Raw genomic sequence first — 22,217 nt, forward strand, 5'->3', positions numbered from 1 at the left:
GGACGGTGACCTCAGGAACAGAAGACGCGCTCAGCACCACCGGCCCCGCGGACGGCACTCCCAGCGAAGACCTCCGCGAGGAATACCGGAACCTCGCCGACGCCATCCGCGCCCACCGGTACGCGTACTACCAGGAGAACGCCCCGACAGTCTCCGACGCCGAGTTCGACGAACTGTTCCGCCGGCTCGAAACCATCGAGGCACTGCATCCGGAGCTGGTCTCCAACGACTCCCCGACCCAGGAGGTCGGCGGGGACGTCTCCTCGGCCTTCGCGCCCGTGGAGCACCTCCAGCGCATGTACAGCATCGAGGACGTCTTCTCCCTCGAAGAGCTCACCGTCTGGCTCCGGCGCGCCCTGGCCGGCATCGAACAGCGCAGCCCGGGCAGCAGCGTCCGCTGGCTCACCGAACTGAAGATCGACGGCCTGGCCGTCAACCTGCTCTACCGCAACGGGGAACTGGTGCGCGCCGCCACCCGCGGGGACGGCGTCACCGGCGAGGACATCACCCACAACGTCCTCACCATCGCCTCCATCCCGCGGCAGCTCACCGGGGACGACGTACCCGAAGAGGTCGAGGTCCGCGGCGAGGTGTTCATCCCCTCCAAGGACTTCGCCGCCCTCAACGAGCGTATGGTCGCCGCCGGCAAGGCGCCCTTCGCCAACCCGCGGAACGCCGCCGCCGGTTCCCTGCGGCAGAAGGATCCGGCCCTGACGGCCGAGCGTCCGCTCGACGCCTACATGCACGGCATCGGTGCGCGCACCGGCCTCACCGCCGAGGCGCAGTCCGAGACCTACGAGCTGCTGCGCCGCTGGGGCCTGCCGGTCTCGCCCTATTCCGAAGTGCTCGACGACGAGGAAGCCATCGTCGGGTTCATCGAACGCTACGGCGACAAGCGGCACTCGCTGCGCCACGAGATCGACGGCATCGTGGTGAAGGTCGACAGCTTCGCCCTGCAGCGGGCCCTCGGTCACACCTCGCGGGTGCCCCGCTGGTGCACCGCCTACAAGTACCCGCCCGAGGAGGTCAACACCAAGCTGCTCGACATCCTCGTCAACGTCGGCCGGACCGGGCGGGTGACGCCCTTCGGGCTGATGGAACCGGTCAAGGTGGCCGGCTCGACGGTCAGCATGGCCACCCTCCACAACCAGGAGGTGGTCAAGGCCAAGGGTGTGAAGATCGGCGACATCGTCGTCCTGCGCAAGGCCGGCGACGTCATCCCCGAGATCGTGGGGCCCGTGGTCGCCCTGCGCGACAGCCAAGACCCCCCGGTCCGCGACTTCGTCATGCCCACCGAGTGCCCCTCCTGTGGAACGCCCCTGCAGCCGGCGAAGGAGGGCGACGTCGACATCCGCTGCCCCAACGCCCGGTCCTGCCCCTCACAGCTGCGCGAGCGTGTCTTCCACCTCGCCGGCCGGGGAGCGTTCGACATCGAGGCCCTCGGCTGGGAGGCGGCCATCGCCCTGACCCGGCCCGCCGAGCCGGCGGTGCCGCCGATCACCACCGAGGCACAGATTTTCGACCTGACCCCGGAGATGCTCGCCGATGTGAAGATCGAGCGGGACAAGAAGGTCAAGGGGGAGGTGGTGGGACGCGAGCTGGTTCCCTACTTCTACTCCAAGGGAACGGCGAAGAAACCCTCAGAGCCCAGCGCCACCACGCGCAAGCTGTTCGTGGAGCTCGAAAAGGCGAAGAAGCAGCCGCTGTGGCGGGTCCTCGTGGCCCTGTCCATCCGGCACGTCGGGCCCACCGCGTCGCGGGCGCTCGCCACGGCCTTCGGGTCGATGGACCGCATCCGCGCCGCGGGCGAGGAGGAGCTGGCCCATGTGGACGGCGTCGGCCCGACCATCGCGGCCGCGCTGAAGGAGTGGTTCGAGGAGGACTGGCACCGGGAGATCGTCGATTCCTGGGCCGCGGCCGGGGTGCGGATGGAGGACGAGCAGGACGAGTCGGTGCCGCGCACCCTCGAGGGCCTCACCGTCGTCGTCACCGGTTCCCTGGAGCGGTACAACCGGGACGAGGCGAAGGAAGCGATCATCACGCGCGGCGGCAAGGCCTCGGGGTCGGTGTCGAAGAATACGAGCTATGTGGTCGCCGGGGAGAACGCCGGCACCAAGCTCGACAAGGCCGAACAGCTGGGCGTTCCGGTGCTGGACGAGGAGGGCTTCGACCGGCTGCTGGCCGACGGTCCCGCGGGCCTGGCCGGCGCCGACGACGGCGGTCCGGGTGCGGATGACCCGGAAGCGGATGGTCTTGAAGCGGATGGTCAGCAAGCAGAAGGTCTGGACGCGGCTGATCCGGCCACCGACGCCCGGCATGTGCCCCTGGAGCCGGCCGAAGACTAACCGTCGGGTGCGCAGCACACCACCCTTCGGCTTCGTGTATTCCTGTCGAGTTGGCAGCACACCACGCTTTCGACGCGGGAAAGCGTGGTGAGCTGCAGTTTCGGCGGGGGAGCGGGGGCGGGGGGATGTGTGGGGGCGCCCGCCCTCAGCCGAGCAGCCGGGCCGCGAGCGCCTCGGCGGTGGCCCGCGAGGTGCCGTGGGTGTACACGGCCGGGAGATCCCGTCCGCCGGCCGGCACGGTTCCGGTGTGGACCCACGCCGCCCCGGGCAGCAGGGAGTAAACCGCCCGGGCGGCCGCGAGCTGGACGCTGCCGGGGGAGAGATCGTCGGTCAGCACCACCACCCGGCTCCCCGGCGTCAGGCCGAGCGAGCCGATCAGGTCCGCCGTCCCGGCCGGGCCCGGAAGGGTAGACCGCTGGACGGCGGCGCGCCGGGCGAGGGCCGCGGAGAATACGTCGCTGAGTGGGCCCGCAGCGATATTGGCACGGCCGCGGCCGTCCAGGAGCTGGACCGGGTCCGCCGTCGTACCGTTCCGGGACCAGGACGGCAGGACGCCGGTGAGAGCGCGCCCTGCGGCCTCCACCCAGTCCCGCCCGGAGGCCGCCGGAGCGCCGGTCGGATCCGGTGCCCCGGCGCGGGCCTGCCGCGCCGCCTCCGCGAAGCGCCGGATGCGCCGGGCGGCCGCCTCGAAGGAGGCGGCCGTCAGGGTGCCGTCGTCGAGGGCGGCCAGGAGCGCCCCGCGCACCTCGAGGTAGTCGTCCTCGTCCAAGGTGCTGCCGGCCTTGGGCCCGAGGTTCGACGGATTGCCGACGCACAGCAGGTCGGCCCCGGCCTTCAGCGCCAGCACCGCGCCCGGGCCGGATCCGACCCCGGCGCGGACCGCCGCCATGTCGAGGGCGTCGGTGACCAGAAGCCCGTCGTGGCCGAGTTCCCGAAGCAGGTCGACGGCGGCGGGGTTGAGGGTCGCGGGCAGTTCGCCGAGCTCCGGGATGACGATGTGGGCGCTCATCACCGCAGCCACACCCTGCTCCACCGCGGCCGCGAACGGCGGCAGGTGGTCCCGGCGCATCTCCTCGAGGCTCAGCCCCACCCGCGGCAGTTCGAGGTGGGAGTCGGTGCTGGTGTCGCCGTGGCCGGGGAAGTGCTTGGCGCAGGCCCCGATGCCCGCTGACTGCAGGCCGCGGACCAACGCCGCCGTGTGCGCGGAGACGCGGGCGGTGTCCGCCCCGAAGGACCGCACCCCGATGATGGGGTTGAGCGGATTGGTGTTCACATCCGCGACCGGGGCCAGCACCAGGTTCACCCCGGCGGCGCGGGCGAGGACGCCGATGTCGCGGCCGGCGTCCTCGGTGAGCCCGGTGTCGTCCAGGACGCCAAGGACGGCGGCGCCGGGGATGCTCGAGCCGGCGGCGGACTGGAGGCGGGTCACATTGCCGCCCTCCTCGTCGATGCCGATGACCGCGAGCGGGTTGGCGGCCAGGACCGCCTCCGAGAGCCGGCCGACCGCACCCGGCGAACCCGGGTCGATGTTCTGGCTGAAGTACACGACGCCGCCCAGCCCGTGCTGCAGCGCCTCCTCCAGCCAGGCGGGCAGGCTGGTGCCCAGGAACCCGGGAAGGATGACGCTGTTGACCAGGCGGAGGCGGTCGGCGGCGTTCACCCCTTCACCGCCCCGGAGACCAGGCCGCCGCTGAGCCGGCGCTGGACGAGGATGAAGAAGATCATCACCGGCAGGGTGATCAGGGTGGAGCCGGCCATCACGTAGCCCCACTCGTTGGAGTTCTCGCCGAAGAACTGCTGGAGGCCCACGGCGACCGTGTAGGTGGCGGGGCTGTCCATGAAAGTCAGGGCAAAGATGAATTCGTTCCACGCGATGATGAAGGCGAACACGCTGGTGGCCACCAGGCCGGGCGCCACCAGGGGCAGCAGCACCGACCAGAACATGCGGCCCCAGCTGGCGCCGTCGATGTACGCGGCCTCCTCGAGCTCGACGGGCACCGCCGCCACGAAGCCGCGGAGCATCCAGATGGCGAATGGGAGGGAGAACGCCACATAGACGATGATCAGGCCCAGGAAGGAGTTGAGCAGCTGCAGGTCCCGCACCTGGATGAACAGCGGGATCACCAGGGCCTCCAGCGGCACCATCTGGATGATCAGGATCAGCATGAGGATTCCGGTGCGGAACCGGAACCGGAACCGTGCGACGGCGACGGCGGCGAAGAGGGCGAGGATCCCGGACAGCACCACCGTTGACACCGCCACGATGGCGGAGTTGCGAAGGAAGGTGCCAAAGCCCGCCTCGGAGAGGACATAGCTGAAGTTCTCAAGCGTCGGCTCGGCGGGGAACAGCGACTGGGCCCCGCCCGTGGCGCGCCCGTCGAAGGCGCTGCTGATCATCCAGTAGGTCGGGAAGAGGGTGAACAGCAGCAGCGCAGCGACGGCGGCCGCCTTCCAGGCGAGCGTCCACCGTGCCCGGCGGCTGCGGGGCCGGCAGGCCGGGATGCGCACGGCGTCCGGCGCGGAGGGTGCCGGGGGTGCTTTCACTTTTCCTCCTTGAACAGCGTGCGGACATAGACGACGCTGATGGCCAGCAGCAGGACGGTGAGCAGCACGGCGATGGCCGAGCCGAACCCGTACCGGTTCTGGGCGAACGACTCCACGTAGGACCACACGCCGAGGTTGAACACTGAGCGGTTCGAGCCCGATCCGCCGGGCTGGAGGTAGATCTGCGCGAACACCTTGAAGTCCCAGATGGTGGAGAGGATCACCACGACCGCGAAGACGGGCCGAAGGGTGGGGAAGGTGATCGAAAAGAAGCGGCGGACGGCGCCGGCGCCGTCGACGGTTGCCGCCTCGAGCATCTCCTTGGAGACCCCGAGCAGGCCGGCCAGCACCGTAATCGCCACGAATGGGAAGCCGTGGTGGATGATGTTGACCAGGACGACGGCGTAGAAGGACCAGCGGTCGGTGAACCAGTTGTGCGGTTCATCGAGCAGGCCCACGCCCTGAAGGAACTGGTTGACGATGCCGCGGTCGGCGTCGAAGATCCAGATCCACACATAGGTGCCGGTCACCGCGGGCATCGCCCAGGCCACCATGACGGCGCTGCTGACGATGGTGCGCCAGACGCGGTCCAGGCTGGCCAGCAGCAGGGCCACCAGGGTGCCGAGGATCACGGTTCCGCCCACGGCGGCCACAGCGAATCCCACGGTGTTGGGAAGGACGACCGTCCAGAGCGCCGGGTCCGCGAAGACCTCGGCGTAGTTGGCGAAGCCGATGTAGTTCGAGCGTCCGCTGACGATCTCGCGCAGCCCGTAGTCCTGGAAGGAGATGAGCAGGACGCGGGCGAGCGGCCACAGCAGCAGCACGGCGAGCACTGCGAGGGCCGGGGCCAGGAGCAGCCACGGCCGGGCTGTCGACAGGCGCAGCCTGCCGGGCCCGCGGCGCTGGGGTGGGGTCGGGCCAGTGGCCGCACGCGGTGCCGGGCGTGCAGCTCCAGCCTTGGTGGGGGTGGTCAAAGAATTACTTTCCGTTCAGCAGTTCTTCGATTTCGGTGGCGGCGTCTTCGGTCGCCTGGTCGACGCTCTTGTCGCCCGAGAGAATTGACTGGATCATCGCCGGGACGGTCTTCTTCGCCTCGACGGCGCCCCAGCCCGGAGCGACAGGAACCGAGGTTCCGGCTTCGACCATCTGGGTGGCGAACGGCTTGACCAGCGGGTCGTCGGACTTGGCCGCTTCCTCGAGCAGGGAGGCCTGGCCGGGGAAGTAGTTGGTCTGTTCGGCCCACTCGGCCGCCGTCTCGCCGGTGGTCATCATCTCGACGAACTTCCAGGCCAGTTCCTGCTTCTTGGATCCCTCGAACACGCTCAGGTGGGAGCCGCCCAGGAAGGAGGGGCTGTAGCCGGACTCGGGGCCGGGGATCGGGAAGGCCCCGATCTTGCCCTCGAGGTCGGGGTTCTGCTCGAGGATCGCCGGCATCGCCCAGGACCCCATGGTGGCCATTGAGAGGTTGCCCTTGACGAAGTTGTCGAGCACGTCTTTCTCGTTCCAGGTGGTGGCCCCGGCGGAGGACAGGCCGTCCTTGACGGCGAGGTCGGTGTAGAACTTCACGCCTTCGCGGGCTTCGGGGGAGTCAAGGCCCGAGGACCAGGTGTCGCCCTCCTGTTCGGCGAGCTCGGCACCCGCGCCCCAGATGAAGGGGTAGGCCAGGTAGGCGGAGTCTCCGGGGACGGCGAACGGCGTCATGTCGGGCTCGGCCTCCTTCAGGGCGAGGCCGGCCTCGCGCAGCCCGTCCCAGGAGGTGGGCGGGGTCAGGCCGTGCTTTTCGAAGATGTCCTTGCGGTACACGACGGAGCGGACCCCGGCGTACCAGGGCATGCCGTAGAGGCTGTCCTCGAGGGTGCCGGCCTCGACCAGGCCTTCGACGAGGTCGTCCTTCAGCCCGGCCTTCTCGATCTGCTCGTCGAGCGGGGCCAGCGCGCCGGCTTCGGCGAACTCGGCGGTCCACGTGCTTCCGGTTTCGGCGACGTCCGGCGTCGTGTTCCCGGCGATGGACGTGACAAACTTGTCGTGGGCCTCGGCCCACTGGACGAACTGCACATCGAGGGTGGCGCCGGTCTCTTCCTTGAACTCGGATTTCACTCCCTGAAAGAAGCTTTCGGCGTCGGGGTTCGTCCCCTCCATGATCCAGACGCTGAGCGTCTCGCCCTCGGCGTCGGAACCGCCGCCGTTTCCACATGCTGTCAGCGCCAGTGCTGCCACTGCAGTCACGGCCATTGAACGCTTGAGCTTTCTCACTTGCTGTCCCCTCCATCGCGGCTGGGGCGGTGGCATGCGCCACGGCCTCTAGTGTGAAAGTAATCTCCATCACGGGCTAAGTCAACGTAACTGATTTCCAGACACGCCGCGTGGGTCCGCTGCCACCCCCGCGGGGGTCCCGGACCTGGAGCCGTCGGGGACCGGCCGGCCGGCGCGGGAATCGTGCCCGAAAACACACGCCGGACCGGCGTGGTGCAGTGGTGCCGGGCGTAAAATTGGCTTTTTATTCTCGATGAAGGACACCGTGGAAACCGCACGCACCGACTCCTCCCGCCCCGCCGACACCCTCTCGATCCGCCCGGTCCTGCCCAGCGACTTCGACGAGGTGGCGCGCATCACCCGCACCGCCTACCTCGAGGCCGGCTACTTCGCCGATGAGGACCACCCCTACATGGCGGTGCTCTCGGACGTCGCCCACCGGGCCGAGCACGCCGAGATCTGGGTCGCCGAACGCGATGGCAATGTGGTGGGCTCGGTGGCGCTGACCTTCGAAGGGCAGCGGTACACCGACATCGCCATCGCCGGGGAGCTCGAGTTCCGCATGCTTGCCGTCGACCCCGCCGTGCAGCGCGGCGGCATCGGCCGCGCCATGGTCGAGGCGATCATCGCCCACGCGCGGACCCTGCCCGGCATCAACGCCGTCAGCCTCACCAGCGGATCCAACATGGTGCGCGCGCACCGGCTCTACGAGTCCATGGGCTTCCACCGAGTCCCCGAGCGCGACTGGCTCGTGCCCAACGAGGACATCCTGCTCTGGGTCTTCCGCCTGGAGCTCTAGGGCCGGTGTTCTGAGGGTCCTCCGAGCGGGTTCCGCGGTGCCCGCTCGGGCCCTATCCGCCCGTAGACTAGAGGCAGACACCCATCCACTTCCAGGGGAGATCCATGGCTGAGATTAACCGTGAGGACGTCGCGCATCTGGCGCGGCTGGCGCACATCGACATGAGTTCCGAGGAACTCGACCGCATGGCCGGCGAGCTGGCCGTCATCGTGGATTCGATCAAGAGCGTCAGCGAGGTGGCCGGCGACGACGTCCCCGCCACCAGCCACCCGATTCCGCTGAGCAACGTCTACCGCGACGACGTCGTGGGGGAGACGCTCAGCAACGAGGAGGCCCTCGCCGGTGCGCCCGACAACGCCGACGGACGCTTCAAGGTCCCTGCAATCCTGGACGGGGAGTAACCCAATGAGTGAAATCATCCGCCTGAGCGCCGCCGCGCTCGCGCAGAAGCTGCAGTCGCGCGAGGTCTCCGCCGTCGACGCCACGCAGGCCCACCTCGACCGGATCGCCGCCGTGGACGGCTCGATCAACGCGTTCCTCCACGTCAACACCGAGGAGGCGCTGCTCGTGGCCGCCGAGGTCGACAAGGCCCGGGCCGACGGCGACACCCTGCACCCGCTGGCCGGCGTGCCGATCGCGGTGAAGGACCTCATCGTCACCAAGGGCCAGCCCACCACGGCCGGCTCGAAGATCCTCGAGGGCTGGCACAGCCCCTACGACGCCACGGTGATCCGCCGGCTGCGCGAAGCGCGCATGCCGATCCTGGGCAAGACCAACCTCGATGAGTTCGCCATGGGCTCCTCGACCGAGCACTCCGCGTACGGGCCCACCCGCAACCCCTGGGACCTCGACCGCATCCCCGGCGGGTCCGGCGGTGGCTCCGCCGCCGCCGTCGCCGCCTTCGAGGCGCCGCTGGCCCTGGGCACCGACACCGGCGGCTCGATCCGCCAGCCCGGTGCCGTCACCGGCACCGTCGGCGTCAAGCCGACCTACGGCGGCGTCTCGCGCTACGGCGCGATCGCCATGGCGTCCTCGCTGGACCAGATCGGCCCGGTCTCGCGCACAGTGCTCGACGCCGCGCTGCTCCACGAGGTCATCGGCGGCCACGACCCGCATGACTCCACCTCCCTCACCGACCCCGTCGGAGCCCTCGTCGAGGCCGCCCGGCGCGGCGAGGTGAAGGGCCTGCGCGTCGGCGTCATCAAGGAACTCTCGGGCGAGGGCTACCAGACCGGCGTCCTGAACCGCTTCGCGGAATCCCTTGAGCTGCTCCGCGGTGCCGGCGCCGAGATCGTCGAGGTGTCCTGCCCGAACTTCAAGTACGCCCTGGGCGCCTACTACCTGATCATGCCCTCGGAGGCCTCGAGCAACCTCGCCAAGTACGACGGCGTGCGCTTCGGCCTGCGTGTGGTGCCCGAGGGCGCCCCGACGATCGAGCGCGTTATGGGGGCCACCCGCGCCGCCGGGTTCGGCGACGAGGTCAAGCGCCGCATCATCCTGGGCACGTACGCCCTGAGCGCCGGCTACTACGACGCCTACTACGGCTCCGCCCAGAAGGTGCGCACCCTGATCCAGCGCGACTTCAATGCCGCCTTCACCCAGGCCGATGTCCTGATCTCCCCGACGGCGCCCACCACGGCGTTCCGCCTGGGCGAGAAGCTCGACGACCCGCTGGCGATGTACCTCAACGACGTCGCCACCATCCCCGCGAACATGGCCGGCATCCCGGGGCTGTCCCTGCCCAACGGGCTCGCCGACGAGGACAACCTGCCGGTCGGCATCCAGCTGCTGGCCCCTGCGCGCCAGGACGCCCGGCTCTACCGGGTCGGCGCCGTGCTCGAATCACTGCTTGAAGACAAGTGGGGCGGACCGCTGCTGGCGCAGGCCCCCGAGATTGCGGGAGTGAAGTAGATGACTGCTGTACACGACGAGGTCCTGTCCTTCGACGAGGCCATGGAGAAGTACGACCCGGCGCTCGGCTTCGAGGTGCACGTCGAGCTGAACACTCGGACCAAGATGTTCTCCTCGGCCCCGAACGGCTTCGGGGACACCCCGAACACCAACATCACCCCGGTGGACCTCGGCCTGCCCGGGGTGCTTCCGGTGGTCAACCGGGTCGCCGTTGAGTCCTCGATCAAGATCGGGCTGGCCCTGGGCTGCAAGATCGCCGAGCGCAGCCACTTCGCCCGGAAGAACTACTTCTACCCGGATACCCCGAAGAACTTCCAGACCTCCCAGTACGACGAGCCGATCGCCTACGACGGCGCCATCGACATCGAACTGGCCGACGGCACCGTGTTCACGGTGGAGATCGAGCGGGCCCACATGGAGGAGGACGCCGGGAAGCTGACCCACATGGGCGGGGCCACCGGCCGCATCCAGGGCGCCGAGTTCTCCCTCGTCGACTACAACCGGGCGGGCGTGCCGCTGGTGGAGATCGTCACCAAGCCCATCCTGGGCGCGGGCCGGCGCGCGCCGGAGCTGGCCAAGGCCTACGTTGCAGCCATCCGGGAGATCGTGAAGAACCTCGGGGTCTCCGACGCCCGCATGGAGCGCGGCAACGTCCGCTGCGATGCGAACGTCTCCCTGATGCCCAAGGGCAGCACCACCCTGGGCACCCGCACCGAGACCAAGAACGTGAACTCCCTGCGCTCGGTCGAGCACGCGGTGACGTACGAGATCCAGCGGCACGCCGCGGTCCTGGACTCCGGTGCCGCGATCGTGCAGGAGACCCGCCACTGGCATGAGGACACCCGCTCCACCACCGCCGGCCGGCCCAAGTCCGACGCCGACGACTACCGCTACTTCCCGGAGCCGGACCTGGTGCCCGTCGTCACCAACGACGCCTGGATCGAGAAGCTGCGCTCGGAGCTGCCCGAACCGCCTGCCGAGCGCCGCAAGCGCCTTCAGGCCGATTGGGGCTACTCCGACGCCGAATTCCGCGACGTCGTCAACGCCGGCGTGATGTCCTCGGTCGAGGACACCGTCGCCGCCGGCGTCAGCCCCGCCGTTGCCCGCAAGTGGTGGATGGGCGAGATCTCCCGCCGCGCCAAGATCGCCGACGTCGAGCCCGCCGAACTGGGCGTCACCCCCGAGCTGATTGTCGAACTGAACGCGCTGATCGAAACGGGCAAGATCAACGACAAGCTCTCCCGCGAGGTGCTCGACGGCGTCCTGGCCGGCGAGGGCACCCCCGCCGAGGTCGTTGAGGCGCGAGGCCTGGCCGTTGTCTCGGACGACGGCCCGCTCCTCGAGGCCATCGACGGCGCGCTGGCCGCACAGCCGGACGTCGCGGAGAAGATCCGCGGCGGCAAGGTCCAGGCGGTCGGAGCGATCGTCGGCGGTGTCATGAAGGCCACCCGCGGCCAGGCCGACGCCGGCCGGGTGCGCGAGCTGATCCTGCAGCGCCTCGGCGTCGAAGGCTGACGCTCCAGTATCGAGCCCCACGGCTGCCCACCGACAGCACCCTGTCGGTGGGCAGTCGGCTTTCCCGGGCAGGAGGAGGGTCCGCCAGCCTGCCTCGGGGGCCGGTGGGCACTGATAATCTTGCGGTGGTTGTCACAACAGCCACCCGAGTTGCACCAGCCCGCCGCCGGCAGATCCAGCCGGACGTGCGGAATTGGCGCGGAAGGAAGATGGAGTGAAGGCGCTTTACAAGTCCGGTGCGCATCCCGGATTCGAACTGGTCGACCGTCCCGAGCCGACGGTGGGCCTCGGAGAAGTGAAGATCCGGGTCATGACCACCGGGATCTGCGGAACCGATCTCCACATCGAGTCCTGGGACTCCTGGGCGCAGGGCATGATCAACGCCCCCCTGATCCCCGGCCATGAGTTCTACGGCGAGGTGGTCGAACTCGGCGGCGGCGTCCGCGACGTGAAAATCGGCGACAGGGTCTCCGGTGAGGGCCACGTCGTCTGCGGCATCTGCCGGAACTGCCGCGCCGGGCGGCGCCAGATGTGCATCCGCACCTCGAGCGTCGGCGTCCAGCGCGACGGCGCCTTCGCCGAATACGTCGTCCTTCCCGAAACCAACGTCTGGGTGCACCACGACGAGATCACCCCTGAACTCGGCGCCGTCTTCGACCCGTTCGGCAACGCCGTCCACACCGCCCTAAGCTTCCCGCTGGTCGGGGAGGACGTCCTCATCACCGGCGCCGGACCCATCGGGCTGATGGCGGTCGCCGTGGCCCGCCACGCCGGCGCCCGGAAGATCGCGGTCACCGACATCGCCGCGCCCCGCCTGGAACTCGCCCGGGCCGTTGGGGCCGACATCGCCATCGACGTTAGCCGCATGCGCATCCTCGACGCGCAGCAGGAGCTGGGCATGAAGGAGGGCTTCGACATCGGCATGGAGATGTCGGGCCACCCCTCGGCCCTGCCCGAGATGATCGACAACATGACCCACGGAGGGCGCATCGCCATGCTCGGCCTGCCGTCGGCGCCGATCTCCATCGACTGGGGCAAGGTGGTCACCCACATGCTCACCCTCAAGGGCATCTACGGGCGCGAGATGTTCGAGACCTGGTACGCCATGAGCGCCATGCTGCAGTCAAACCCGGCCCTGCGGGACGCCGTCGCGAGCGTCGTCACCGACACCCTGCCGGCCTCCGAATGGCAGGCCGGATTCGATACCGCCCGCCGCGGAGCCAGCGGCAAGGTGGTCCTCGACTGGACCTCCCTCTGACCTCCGGCGCCTCCGGGTCCTTCGCGGTCCCTGCCGGCTCCAGCCGTTCCAACTCCAGCCGTCCCATCCTTCAAGGAGCAGCGACATGTACACCTCCATCCGCGACCAGCTCACCGGCGAGCTTGAGGAGATCCGCAGCGCGGGGCTGTTCAAGCACGAGCGCACCATCTCCTCGCCCCAGTCAAGCCACATCCGGGCCGGGCTGCGCACCGGAGGGTCAGCCGAGGTCCTGAACTTCTGCGCCAACAACTACCTGGGCCTTGCGGACCACCCGCAGATCATCGAGGCCGCGAAGACCGCCCTGGACGAGCGCGGCTTCGGCATGGCCTCGGTGCGCTTCATCTGCGGCACCCAGGACCTCCACCTGGAACTGGAGCGGCGGGTGTCGCAGTTCCTCGGAACCGACGACGCCATCCTCTTCTCCTCCTGCTTCGACGCTAATGGGGGAGTGTTCGAATCCCTGCTCTCGGCGGAGGACGCCGTCATCTCCGATGCGCTGAACCACGCCTCGATCATCGACGGCATCCGCCTGAGCAAGGCCCAGCGCTTCCGTTACGCCAACCGGGACATGGCCGACCTCGAGACGAAACTCAAGGAGGCATCCTCGGCGAGGCGCCGCCTGATCGTCACCGACGGGATCTTCTCGATGGACGGCTACCTCGCCCCGCTCAACGCCATCTGCGACCTTGCCGATAAGTACGACGCGATGGTCATGGTCGATGACTCGCACGCCGTCGGCTTCATGGGCCCGACCGGTGCCGGCACCCCCGAACACGCCGGCGTCGGGGACCGCGTCGACATCTATACCGGAACGTTCGGCAAAGCCCTGGGTGGGGCGTCAGGTGGCTATGTCGCCGCCCGCCGCGAGATCGTTGAGGTGCTCCGCCAGCGCGCCCGGCCCTACCTGTTCTCGAACTCCCTGGCCCCCTCGATCGTCGCCGCGACCCTGACCGCCCTCGACCTGGTCCAGAACAGCGCCGAGCTGCGCGCCACCCTCGTCGACAACGCGGCCCACTTCCGCCGCCGGATGACAGAGGAGGGCTTCGAGCTGCTCGAGGGCGAGCATGCGATCATCCCGGTGATGTTCGGCGACGCGGTCCTGGCGGCGAAGACTGCCGATGCCATGCTGGCCCACGGAGTCTTCGTCACCGCGTTCAGCTACCCGGTGGTGCCCAAGGGCGCCGCGCGCATCCGCGTCCAGCTCTCCGCCGCGCACAGCAGCGAGGACATCGAGGCCTGCGTCCGGGCGTTCGTCGCAGCCCGCTCCGAGGCCGCAGCCGGCTAGGGGCCAGAGGAGCGGCGCGTTCCGGCCGAATCCAAGAGTTTCCGGCCGGCCCGGCCGGGGGAGGGCCGGCCGCCAGCGCGGTACGTTCCCACCGGAGCTGAGGCGCCCGGCGCCACTTCCCGCCGGAGGTGCCGGGCGGACCCGTCGTGCCCGACGCGCAGCGGATGTGCCTACGATGGCGCCATGAACCTTAGCTGCGATGTCCTCATTGTCGGTGGCGGCATCGCCGGCCTGTCGCTGGCCTCGGAACTCGCCTCCCGCGGGGGCCCGACCGTGGCCCTCGTCGAGGCCGAACCGACCCTCGGCTACCACACCTCATCCCGGTCCGCCCGGCAGCTCAATCCCAGCTACGGCCCGCCGGTGGTGCGCCGGCTCACCGCCCGCACCCTCGCGCTGCTCGCCGGGGTGCAGGAGCGGACCCACCTCGTGCTCACCACGCCGCGGAGCTACCTGCTGATCGGCAGCGAGGCCGACGTCGCCGCCAGGGCTGCCGATCCAATGCGCCTGGTGAGCCACGCCGAGGCCGTTCGGCTGTGCCCGCAGCTGCTTCCGGACACCTTCGAGGCGGCCGGGCTCGACACTACCTGCGTCGGCACCGACACCGACGCCCTGCTTGAATACCACCGGTCGGCCGCCGTGGAATCCGGGGCGGCGATCCTGACCGGCGCCAGGGTCACGGCCGCCGAGCGCAGCGGGGGCCGGTGGCGCGTGCGGGCAGGGGAGCAGGAGATCAGTGCCGGCGTGGTGGTCAACGCCGCCGGCGCCTGGGCCGACCGGCTCGCGGAGCTGTGCGGGGCGGCACCCCGGAACCTGGTGCCCTACCGGCGCACCGCCGCCGTCGTCCGGGTGGGGTCGCAGCCGGTCCCGGGCACGCCGATGGTCGCCTCGGCCGATGACTCCTTCTACTTCCGCCGCGACGAAGCGGGCGTCTTGATCTCGCCGTGCGAGAGCGTCCCCAGCACCGCGGAGGACGCCCGTCCCAACCCCGGGGACGTCGAGGCGCTGATCATCCGGCTCAACACACTCACCACCCTCGGCATCACCGGAGTCGTCCGGTCGTGGACCGGGCTTCGGACCTCCCCGCCCAGCGGAATCCCAATCGTCGGGTTCGATCCGGACGCCGAAGGGTTCTTCTGGCTGGCGGGCCAGGGCGGCTACGGCTTCCAGACGTCCTCGGCCATCGCCGAGCTCGCTGCGGCGCAGCTGAGCGGGCAGGAGCCGGGGGACACGCAGTCCGCGGCCGAACTCGCCCCCGCCGCCGTCGCCTCAGACGGATGATCTACCTCGAACCGGACCGGAATGTCACGCCGCAGTCCGCAGGCAGCAGCCGCGTTCGAGGGTCGGCAACGGCACCGCGGGACAGGCATAGGATGGTCCGATGAACGTTGATGAAGTCCCACTGCCCGGGATCGGGGTCCGCAGGGATATTGAAACCTCGTCAGGCCGCCGGATCGGTATCGTCGCGCACCGCGAGGGGAGCCTCGACCTCATTATCTCGGCGGCCAACGACCCCGACGCCTGCGTCGCATCGATCCCCCTGACCCCCGATGAGGCCGCGACGATCGGGAACCTGCTGGGCGCACGCCAGCTCGTGGCACGGCTGACCGAGGAACACCGCGACCTGCCCGGGGTCACCACCCGCCAGTTCCTGGTGGAGCGTGGCTCTCCCTTCGACGGGCGTTCCCTGGGTGAGACGCGCATGCGCTCGCGGTCGGGCGCGTCGGTCGTGGCGGTGCTCAGCTCCGGTGAGGTCCAGGCCTCTCCGACTCCGGATTTCGTCCTCGCCGCCGGCGACCTCCTGGTCGTTGTCGGTACCTCCGAAGGTTTGGACACCGCCGCGAAGATTCTCCGGCACGGCTGATCGGTGCACACAACCGCAATAACGCTGATTGAACTCGGCGCTGTCCTGCTGTGTCTTGGCGCCCTCGGCCGCCTGGCCGCACGCTTCGGACTGTCGCCGATCCCGCTGTACCTGGTCGGGGGGCTCTTCTTCGGCCAGGGCGGGTTCCTCGCCCTCGAGGGCCTCGAACGCTTCAGCGAGGTGGCCAGCGAGATCGGGGTCGTCCTCCTGCTGCTGATGCTGGGCCTTGAGTATTCGGCCAAGGAACTCGTCACCGGGATGCGGCAGTCCTGGATGGCCGGCGTCCTCGATATCGTCCTGAACGCCGTCCCCGGCGCAGCCGTCGCTCTCCTGCTGGGGTGGGGGCCCGTCGGCGCCCTGGTGATGGCAGGGGTCACCTATATCTCCTCATCGGGCATCGCCGCGAAGGTGATCTCCGACCTCGGGCGCCTCGGCAACAGGGAAACCCCAACGGTGCTGGCGATCCTCGTGTTCGAGGATCTCGCCATGGCCATCTACCTGCCGGTGCTGACGGCGGTGCTCGCCGGGCTCAGCTTCGCCGGAGGCCTCCAGGCCGTGGGCATCTCCCTCGTCGTGGTGACCCTCGTCCTGGTCGTCGCCCTGCGCTGGGGCAATGTGGTGTCGGCGATCGTGGACAGCAAGGACCGCGAGGTGTTCCTGCTGACGCTCATCGGGGCCGCGCTGCTGGTGGCCGGGCTCGCCTCGACCCTCCAGGTCTCGGCCGCCGTGGGCGCCTTCCTGCTGGGCATCGCGATCTCCGGCGCGACGGCGGAAAACGCCTCACGGGTGCTCGAGCCGCTGCGGGACCTTTTCGCCGCGATCTTCTTCGTGGTCTTCGGCCTGAATACCGATCCGGCGTCCATCCCGCCGGTCCTGGGCTGGGCCGTGGTGCTGGCGCTGGTCACGGCGGCCACCAAGATCGCCACCGGCTGGTGGGCTGCGGCCCGCCAGGGCATCAAGCCCCGCGGCCGGGCGCGGGCCGGGTCTGCGCTGGTGGCCCGCGGCGAGTTCTCGATCGTCATTGCCGGGCTTGCCGTGGCCTCGGGCTCTGTGGTCCCAGAGATCGCGGCGCTGGCGACGACGTACGTGCTGATCATGGCGATCCTCGGACCGATCCTGGCCAGGATCGCCGAGCCCGTGATGGACCTGCTGCTGCGCCGGGCGGGTCCGAAGACCGGCCGTGCGGATGGGATCCCGGCGGGCCGCTGACCTGGATGGCCAGGCGGCCGGGCCGCTGTGCCGCCGGCGAGGGCCCGGGCGGGCCGCTGACTTGGGCCGAGGGGCCGGGCGGTGAGCCACGCCGGCCCGGCAGCCGGGTCCGCGCTTAGTCGAGGATCTTGCCGATCGGCTCCCGTTTTTCGGCCTGGAACCGGTCCTCGGCCCGGCCGTAGGCCCAGTAGCCCGAGAGGGAGACCTGGGCGCGTTCGAGCCCGCGCTGGCCGAACAGGACATCCCGCAGCGCCTTCATGGCCCCCCGCTCGCCGTGGACGAAGGCCTCGACCCGGCCCTCGGGCCACTGCGCGGCGGCGACGGCGTCGGCGAGCAGCGTCGTCGTCCCGGCCGGCCGGCCGCGCCGAAACAGCCAGCGGAGTTCGACGCCGGCCGGGGCCTGGAGCGGGAGGATATCCGCCTCGTCATCCACTTCGAGCCAGGCGATACCGGTGGCAGCCTCCGGGAGCGCCTCGAGGCCCGCGGCGATGGCGGGAAGAGCCGCCTCGTCGCCGGCGAACAGGTACCAGTCGGCGTCGGGCTTCGGCGTCCAGGCCCCCGACGGGCCCATCAGCACGAGCGGGTCCCCGGGCCGGGCGCCGGCAGCCCACGGGCCGGCGATTCCCTCATCGCCGTGCACCACGAAGTCGATGGCGAGCAGCTGCCGTTCCCGGTCCATCCAGCGCACCGTGTAGGTCCGCTTGATGGGCAGGTCCCCGGGCGGAAGCTGCCCAGCGAGGGCCTCGAGGTCGTAGGGGGGAACGAGCCCGAGCTCCGGCCGTGCGAAGAGCAGCTTGACGTACCGGTCCGTGTGCTCGTTCTCAAGGAGCTTCGGGAAGGCCTCGCCGCCGGCGACGACACGGACCATGTGCGGGCTGAGCCGGATCGTCTCGAGGACACTGAGCACCACCTGGGGGCGGGGCTTTCGAATGGCGGGTGCGCTCATGGGGGTACGGCTCGCTTCTGGAAGAGGTTGGTAAGCCAACCCTAACAAACCCCCCGCGCGCGGCCGTTCCCCAGACCTACAGCAGTCCGGCCCCGAGCGTCTCCTCGGCGGCGGCAATCAACGAGCCGTTGTCGACAAGCACCCGTGCGGCCTCGATCTCCGGCGCGAGGTACCGGTCGGTGCCCGGTCCCTCGATGTCCCGGCGCAGGACCCGGCGCACCGCGGTGATAGCCTCCGAGCTGCGCGCCGTGGCGAGGCCGCCGTCCCGCAGATCGAGAGCGCGGGCCGCGGTGAGGATCTCGATGGCGAGGACCCGGGTCAGCCCGTCGAGGGAGCGGCGCAGCTTCAGCCCCGCCGCCCAGCCCATGGAGACGTGGTCCTCCTGCATGGCGGAGGACGGGATGGAGTCGACCGAGGCCGGGTTGGCGAGCCGCTTGAGTTCAGAGACGATCCCGGCCTGGGTGTACTGGGCGATCATGTGCCCCGAATCGACCCCCGGATCGTCGGCCAGGAAGGGGTTGAGGCCGTGGTTGCGTGCCTTGTCGAGGAACCGGTCGGTGCGGCGTTCACTCATTGAGGCGACGTCGGCGACGGCGATGGCGAGGAAGTCGAGCACGTAGCCGACGGGGGCGCCGTGGAAGTTGCCGTTGGATTCGATCCTGCCGTCGGGGGTGATCACCGGGTTGTCGATGGCCGAACCGAGCTCGATGTCGGCCACGAAGTTGCCGTGGGCGAGGGTGGCCCGGGCCGCCCCATGGACCTGCGGGGCGCACCGCAGCGAATAGGCGTCCTGGACCCGGGTGAAGCGGTGGCGTCCGGTTTCGGCGGTCAGCTCCGCGGCAATAAGCGCGGAATCCTTGAGGAGGGCGCGGATGTTCGCGGCGGAGTCGCGCTGTCCGGGGTGCGGGCGCAGTTCGTGCAGGTCGGCCGCAAAGACGGCGTCGGTGCACAGGAGCCCCTCGACACTCATGGCGGCGGCGAGGTCGGCCGTCTTCAGCAGCCGGTGAAGGTCCTCGGCGGCCAGCACCAGCATGCCGAGCATGCCGTCGGTGCCGTTGATCAGCGCCAGTCCCTCCTTTTCGCGCAGCTCGACCGGAGCGATGCCGGCGGCCGCCAGGGCCTCCGCGGCGGAGGCGGGGGAACCGTCGAGGGTGCGCACCGAGCCCTCGCCCATGAGGGCAAGTGCCACGTGGGAGAGCGGGGCGAGGTCCCCGGAGCACCCGAGGGAGCCGTACTCCCCGATCACCGGGGTGATTCCGGCATTGAGCATCGCCGCATAGGTCTCGGCGACCACCGGCCGCACGCCCGTGCGGCCCGTGGCCATGGTCGAGAGCCGCCCGAGCATCAGCCCGCGCACCACCTCACGGTCCACCTCCGCCCCCGAGGAGGCCGCGTGGCTGCGGATCAGGCTGCGCTGGAGCTGGGTGCGCTGGGTTGGCGGGATGTGTTTCGTGGCCAGGGCGCCGAAGCCGGTCGAGACCCCATAGTGGGGGGTGGTGTCCCCGGCGAGCTGATCCACAACGCGGCGGGAGGAGGCCATTGCCTCGAGGGCACCGCCGTCGAGCTCAACCTGCGCGCCGTGGCGGGCGATCGCCACGACCTCGGCCGGAGTGAGGGGGCCGGTGCCGATCCGGATGGGTCCGCCGCCGCCGGCGGTGGCGGAGCCGGGTGCCGGGACGGCCGGAAGGGTGCCGGTGGTGCCCGGGGCTGTGTGCTCTGCAGTCATGGGGAGCCTCGCTTCGCATGGCCTCCGGGGTTCACCGGACTATTGCCATTGAGTGAAAATGGAGTTTCAATAAGTGAAATACAAATCCGACCAAGGCGCAAGGGGATACGAGTGGCAGATACCTCAACCCGCTCAGTGGAGCGGGCGCTGCTGCTCCTGGGCGCAGTGTGCGAGCGGGGCACGGTCTCCCTGGCCGAGGCCGCCCGGGATGCAGGGCTCTCGGCCTCGACGGCGCTGCGGCTCCTGCGCACCCTCGAATCCACGGGCTTCGTCCGCCGCGACGGCGCCGGCGGCTACCGGGCGGGGCTGCGGGTCGTCCAGCTGGGCGCCCAGGCGCTCAGCTCCGAATCCCTCGTCTCCCTTGCCGAGGGGGCCCTTGACCGGCTCGTCGGCCTGACCGGGGAATCGGCCTACCTCAGCGTCCCCTCCCACGACGGCCACGGGGTCTACCTCGCCGTGCGCGAAGGCACCCACTCGGTGCGCCACGCCAGCTGGGTCGGCCGCAGCATCCCCCTTGAGGGGACGGCGGTCGGCGCTGTCCTTTCGGGGGCGACACCCTCCACGGGGTACGTCGTGGTGCGCGACGGCGTCGAAGCCGATATCACCGCCATCGCGGCCCCCGTCCGCGCCGGAGGGCGCATCGCTGCGGCGCTCAGCGTCGTCGTGCCCAGCTACCGCATTCGAGAAGACGAATCAGCAGGGATCGGGATGCATGTGGCCCGCGAGGCCGCCGCCATCCTCCCCGCCACCGCAACCCCTGAAGGAGAATCAGCATGAGCACACCCGAGGCCACTGCCCCGACTCCCCGCGCCACCACCTCCGATCCGTCCCGGAGCATCCGTGCGGCCCGCGGCACGGCCCGGACCGCCAAGAGCTGGCAGACCGAGGCTCCGCTGCGGATGCTGATGAACAACCTCGACCCCGAGGTCGCCGAACGACCCGAGGACCTCGTGGTGTACGGCGGGACGGGGCGGGCCGCCCGCAGCTGGGAGGCCTACGACGCCATCGTGCGCTCCCTCGAGGACCTCGAGGACGACGAAACCCTGCTGGTGCAGTCGGGCAAGCCCGTCGGCATCTTCCGCACCAACCCGTGGGCTCCGCGGGTGCTGCTGGCCAACTCGAACCTCGTGGGGGACTGGGCCACCTGGCCGGAGTTCCGCCGGCTCGAGGCGGAGGGGCTGATGATGTACGGGCAGATGACCGCCGGGTCCTGGATCTACATCGGCACCCAGGGCATCCTGCAGGGCACCTTCGAGACCTTCGCCGCGATCGCCGCCAAACGCTTCGGCGGCACCCTCGCCGGGACGCTGACCCTGACCGCCGGCTGCGGCGGCATGGGCGGGGCGCAGCCGCTGGCCGTCACCCTCAACGGGGGAGCGGTGCTGATCGTCGACGTCGACGAATCGCGCCTGCGCCGCCGCGTCGCCAAGCGCTACCTCGACACCGTCGCCGACTCGCTTGACGACGCCCTCGCCTCCGTCCTCGCCGCGAAGGCGGACGGGAAGGCACTGTCGGTGGGCGTCGTAGGCAACGCCGCGGAGGTCTTCCCGGAGCTGCTCCGGCGCGGGGTCGACATCGACATCGTCACCGACCAGACTTCGGCGCACGACCCGCTGAGCTACCTCCCCGAAGGAGTCGCCCTGGAGGACTGGGCGCGGGAGGCCGCGGCGGACCCGGTGGGCTTCACCAAGAAGGCGCAGGCCTCGATGGCCCGCCATGTCGAGGCGATGGTCGGGTTCCTCGACGCCGGCGCCGAGGTCTTCGACTACGGCAACTCCATCCGCGACGAGGCACGCTCCGGCGGCTATGCGCGGGCCTTCGACTTCCCCGGCTTCGTCCCGGCCTACATCCGCCCGCTGTTCTGCGAGGGCCTCGGCCCGTTCCGCTGGGTCGCCCTCTCCGGGGACCCGGCCGACATCGCCGTCACCGACGCCGCCCTCAAGGAGCTGTTCCCGGAGGACACGCATCTTCACCGCTGGCTCGACGCCGCCGCCGAGCACGTCGAGTTCGAGGGCCTGCCGGCACGCATCTGCTGGCTTGGCTACGGCGACCGCGCCAAGGCCGGCCTCCTCTTCAACCGCCTCGTCGCCGAGGGGAAGGTGTCGGCGCCGATCGTCATCGGGCGGGACCACCTCGATTCGGGATCGGTCGCCTCGCCCTACCGGGAGACCGAAGCCATGGCCGACGGCTCGGATGCCGTCGCCGACTGGCCGCTGCTCAACGCCCTGCTCAACACCTCCTCCGGAGCCACCTGGGTCTCCATCCACCACGGCGGCGGGGTCGGCATCGGCCGCTCCATCCACGCCGGGCAGGTCTCGGTGGCCGACGGCACCGAGTTGGCCGCCCAGAAGCTGGAGCGGCTGCTGACCAACGACCCCGGCATGGGCGTCATCCGCCACGTCGACGCCGGCTACCCCCGGGCCGCCGAGGTCGCCGCCGAGCGCGGCGTGCGCATCCCCATGCAGGAGTAACGGCGGGGCTCACCCGCGGCATGCCGCGTTCCGCCCCGCCACCGCCCGCACCCACCGGTGCCGCCACCCGTACCGACCGCAGCCGTTCTGCCCG

The 22,217-nt window shown here is 70.2% G+C and carries 18 protein-coding genes; 12 read left to right on the forward strand and 6 right to left on the reverse strand.

All coding sequences use genetic code 11. The annotated features are described in order from the left end of the window. Positions 1-5: 5 nt before the first annotated feature. On the forward strand, positions 6-2,345 hold the full coding sequence (gene ligA / locus I6N91_RS09200; RefSeq protein WP_198812283.1) for an NAD-dependent DNA ligase LigA: 2,340 nt from the start codon (positions 6-8) through the stop codon (positions 2,343-2,345). A gap of 145 nt (positions 2,346-2,490) precedes the next feature. Here the strand turns inward: ligA and I6N91_RS09205 are convergent, their stop codons facing one another. The 4 genes from I6N91_RS09205 to I6N91_RS09220 all read right to left on the reverse strand — a co-directional run bounded on the left by I6N91_RS09205 (position 2,491) and on the right by I6N91_RS09220 (position 7,142). Beyond that, on the reverse strand, positions 2,491-4,005 hold the full coding sequence (locus I6N91_RS09205) for a glycoside hydrolase family 3 protein (protein ID WP_198812284.1): 1,515 nt from the start codon (positions 4,003-4,005) through the stop codon (positions 2,491-2,493). Continuing rightward, positions 4,002-4,847 (reverse strand): carbohydrate ABC transporter permease, encoded by an 846-nt coding sequence (locus I6N91_RS09210; protein WP_374058938.1) that lies wholly within the window; start codon positions 4,845-4,847, stop codon positions 4,002-4,004. Before I6N91_RS09210 ends, I6N91_RS09205 begins: the two co-directional genes overlap by 4 nt. Positions 4,848-4,885: 38 nt before the next feature. Further along, a complete protein-coding gene (locus I6N91_RS09215; protein ID WP_198812428.1) occupies positions 4,886-5,773 on the reverse strand; it encodes a carbohydrate ABC transporter permease in 888 nt (295 codons plus the stop codon). A 94-nt stretch (positions 5,774-5,867) separates the two neighbouring features. Beyond that, positions 5,868-7,142 carry a sugar ABC transporter substrate-binding protein gene (locus I6N91_RS09220; protein ID WP_307843300.1) on the reverse strand — a complete coding sequence of 425 codons (1,275 nt, stop codon included), beginning with the start codon at positions 7,140-7,142 and terminating at the stop codon, positions 5,868-5,870. A gap of 265 nt (positions 7,143-7,407) precedes the next feature. Between I6N91_RS09220 and I6N91_RS09225 the strand changes: the two genes are divergently transcribed. The 9 genes from I6N91_RS09225 (at position 7,408) to I6N91_RS09265 (ending at position 16,980) form a co-directional block, all read left to right on the forward strand. Next, positions 7,408-7,941: a GNAT family N-acetyltransferase gene (locus I6N91_RS09225; protein ID WP_307843301.1), complete on the forward strand. Its 534-nt coding sequence runs from the start codon at positions 7,408-7,410 to the stop codon at positions 7,939-7,941. A gap of 104 nt (positions 7,942-8,045) precedes the next feature. Then, the gene (gatC, locus tag I6N91_RS09230; RefSeq protein ID WP_198812287.1) at positions 8,046-8,342 is read left to right on the forward strand and encodes an Asp-tRNA(Asn)/Glu-tRNA(Gln) amidotransferase subunit GatC; all 297 of its coding nucleotides are present in this window, start codon (positions 8,046-8,048) and stop codon (positions 8,340-8,342) included. Between the two features lie 4 nt (positions 8,343-8,346). Then, positions 8,347-9,852, forward strand: coding sequence for an Asp-tRNA(Asn)/Glu-tRNA(Gln) amidotransferase subunit GatA (gene gatA / locus I6N91_RS09235; RefSeq protein WP_198812288.1), 1,506 nt, complete (start codon positions 8,347-8,349; stop codon positions 9,850-9,852). Further along, the gene (gatB, locus tag I6N91_RS09240) at positions 9,853-11,367 is read left to right on the forward strand and encodes an Asp-tRNA(Asn)/Glu-tRNA(Gln) amidotransferase subunit GatB (RefSeq protein ID WP_198812289.1); all 1,515 of its coding nucleotides are present in this window, start codon (positions 9,853-9,855) and stop codon (positions 11,365-11,367) included. 214 nt (positions 11,368-11,581) lie between these two features. After that, positions 11,582-12,625: an L-threonine 3-dehydrogenase gene (gene tdh, locus I6N91_RS09245; protein WP_198812290.1), complete on the forward strand. Its 1,044-nt coding sequence runs from the start codon at positions 11,582-11,584 to the stop codon at positions 12,623-12,625. Between the two features lie 85 nt (positions 12,626-12,710). Beyond that, positions 12,711-13,910 carry a glycine C-acetyltransferase gene (locus I6N91_RS09250; protein ID WP_198812291.1) on the forward strand — a complete coding sequence of 400 codons (1,200 nt, stop codon included), beginning with the start codon at positions 12,711-12,713 and terminating at the stop codon, positions 13,908-13,910. A gap of 183 nt (positions 13,911-14,093) precedes the next feature. Further along, entirely contained in the window at positions 14,094-15,188 is a 1,095-nt protein-coding gene (locus I6N91_RS09255) for an FAD-binding oxidoreductase (protein ID WP_198812292.1), read from the forward strand. A gap of 100 nt (positions 15,189-15,288) precedes the next feature. Further along, entirely contained in the window at positions 15,289-15,771 is a 483-nt protein-coding gene (locus I6N91_RS09260) for a cation:proton antiporter regulatory subunit (protein ID WP_120166782.1), read from the forward strand. A 3-nt stretch (positions 15,772-15,774) separates the two neighbouring features. Continuing rightward, positions 15,775-16,980 carry a cation:proton antiporter gene (locus I6N91_RS09265; RefSeq protein ID WP_198812293.1) on the forward strand — a complete coding sequence of 402 codons (1,206 nt, stop codon included), beginning with the start codon at positions 15,775-15,777 and terminating at the stop codon, positions 16,978-16,980. A gap of 115 nt (positions 16,981-17,095) precedes the next feature. On the opposite strand, the gene I6N91_RS09270 is transcribed toward I6N91_RS09265, so the two are convergent. Together I6N91_RS09270 and hutH are read right to left on the reverse strand one after the other, a co-directional pair. Further along, on the reverse strand, positions 17,096-17,926 hold the full coding sequence (locus tag I6N91_RS09270) for a siderophore-interacting protein (protein ID WP_198812294.1): 831 nt from the start codon (positions 17,924-17,926) through the stop codon (positions 17,096-17,098). A gap of 76 nt (positions 17,927-18,002) precedes the next feature. Next, a complete protein-coding gene (gene hutH, locus I6N91_RS09275; RefSeq protein ID WP_198812295.1) occupies positions 18,003-19,652 on the reverse strand; it encodes a histidine ammonia-lyase in 1,650 nt (549 codons plus the stop codon). A 111-nt stretch (positions 19,653-19,763) separates the two neighbouring features. On the opposite strand from hutH, the gene I6N91_RS09280 reads away from it, so the two are divergent. Together I6N91_RS09280 and hutU are read left to right on the forward strand one after the other, a co-directional pair. Further along, complete coding sequence (locus I6N91_RS09280) at positions 19,764-20,429, forward strand: IclR family transcriptional regulator (protein ID WP_198812296.1); 666 nt, start codon at positions 19,764-19,766, stop codon at positions 20,427-20,429. Beyond that, the gene (gene hutU / locus I6N91_RS09285; RefSeq protein ID WP_198812297.1) at positions 20,426-22,123 is read left to right on the forward strand and encodes a urocanate hydratase; all 1,698 of its coding nucleotides are present in this window, start codon (positions 20,426-20,428) and stop codon (positions 22,121-22,123) included. Before I6N91_RS09280 ends, hutU begins: the two co-directional genes overlap by 4 nt. The last annotated feature ends 94 nt before the right edge of the window (positions 22,124-22,217 follow it).

This window comes from Arthrobacter sp. MSA 4-2 (assembly GCF_016405885.1).
Classification (GTDB): Bacteria; Actinomycetota; Actinomycetes; order Actinomycetales; family Micrococcaceae; genus Arthrobacter_D.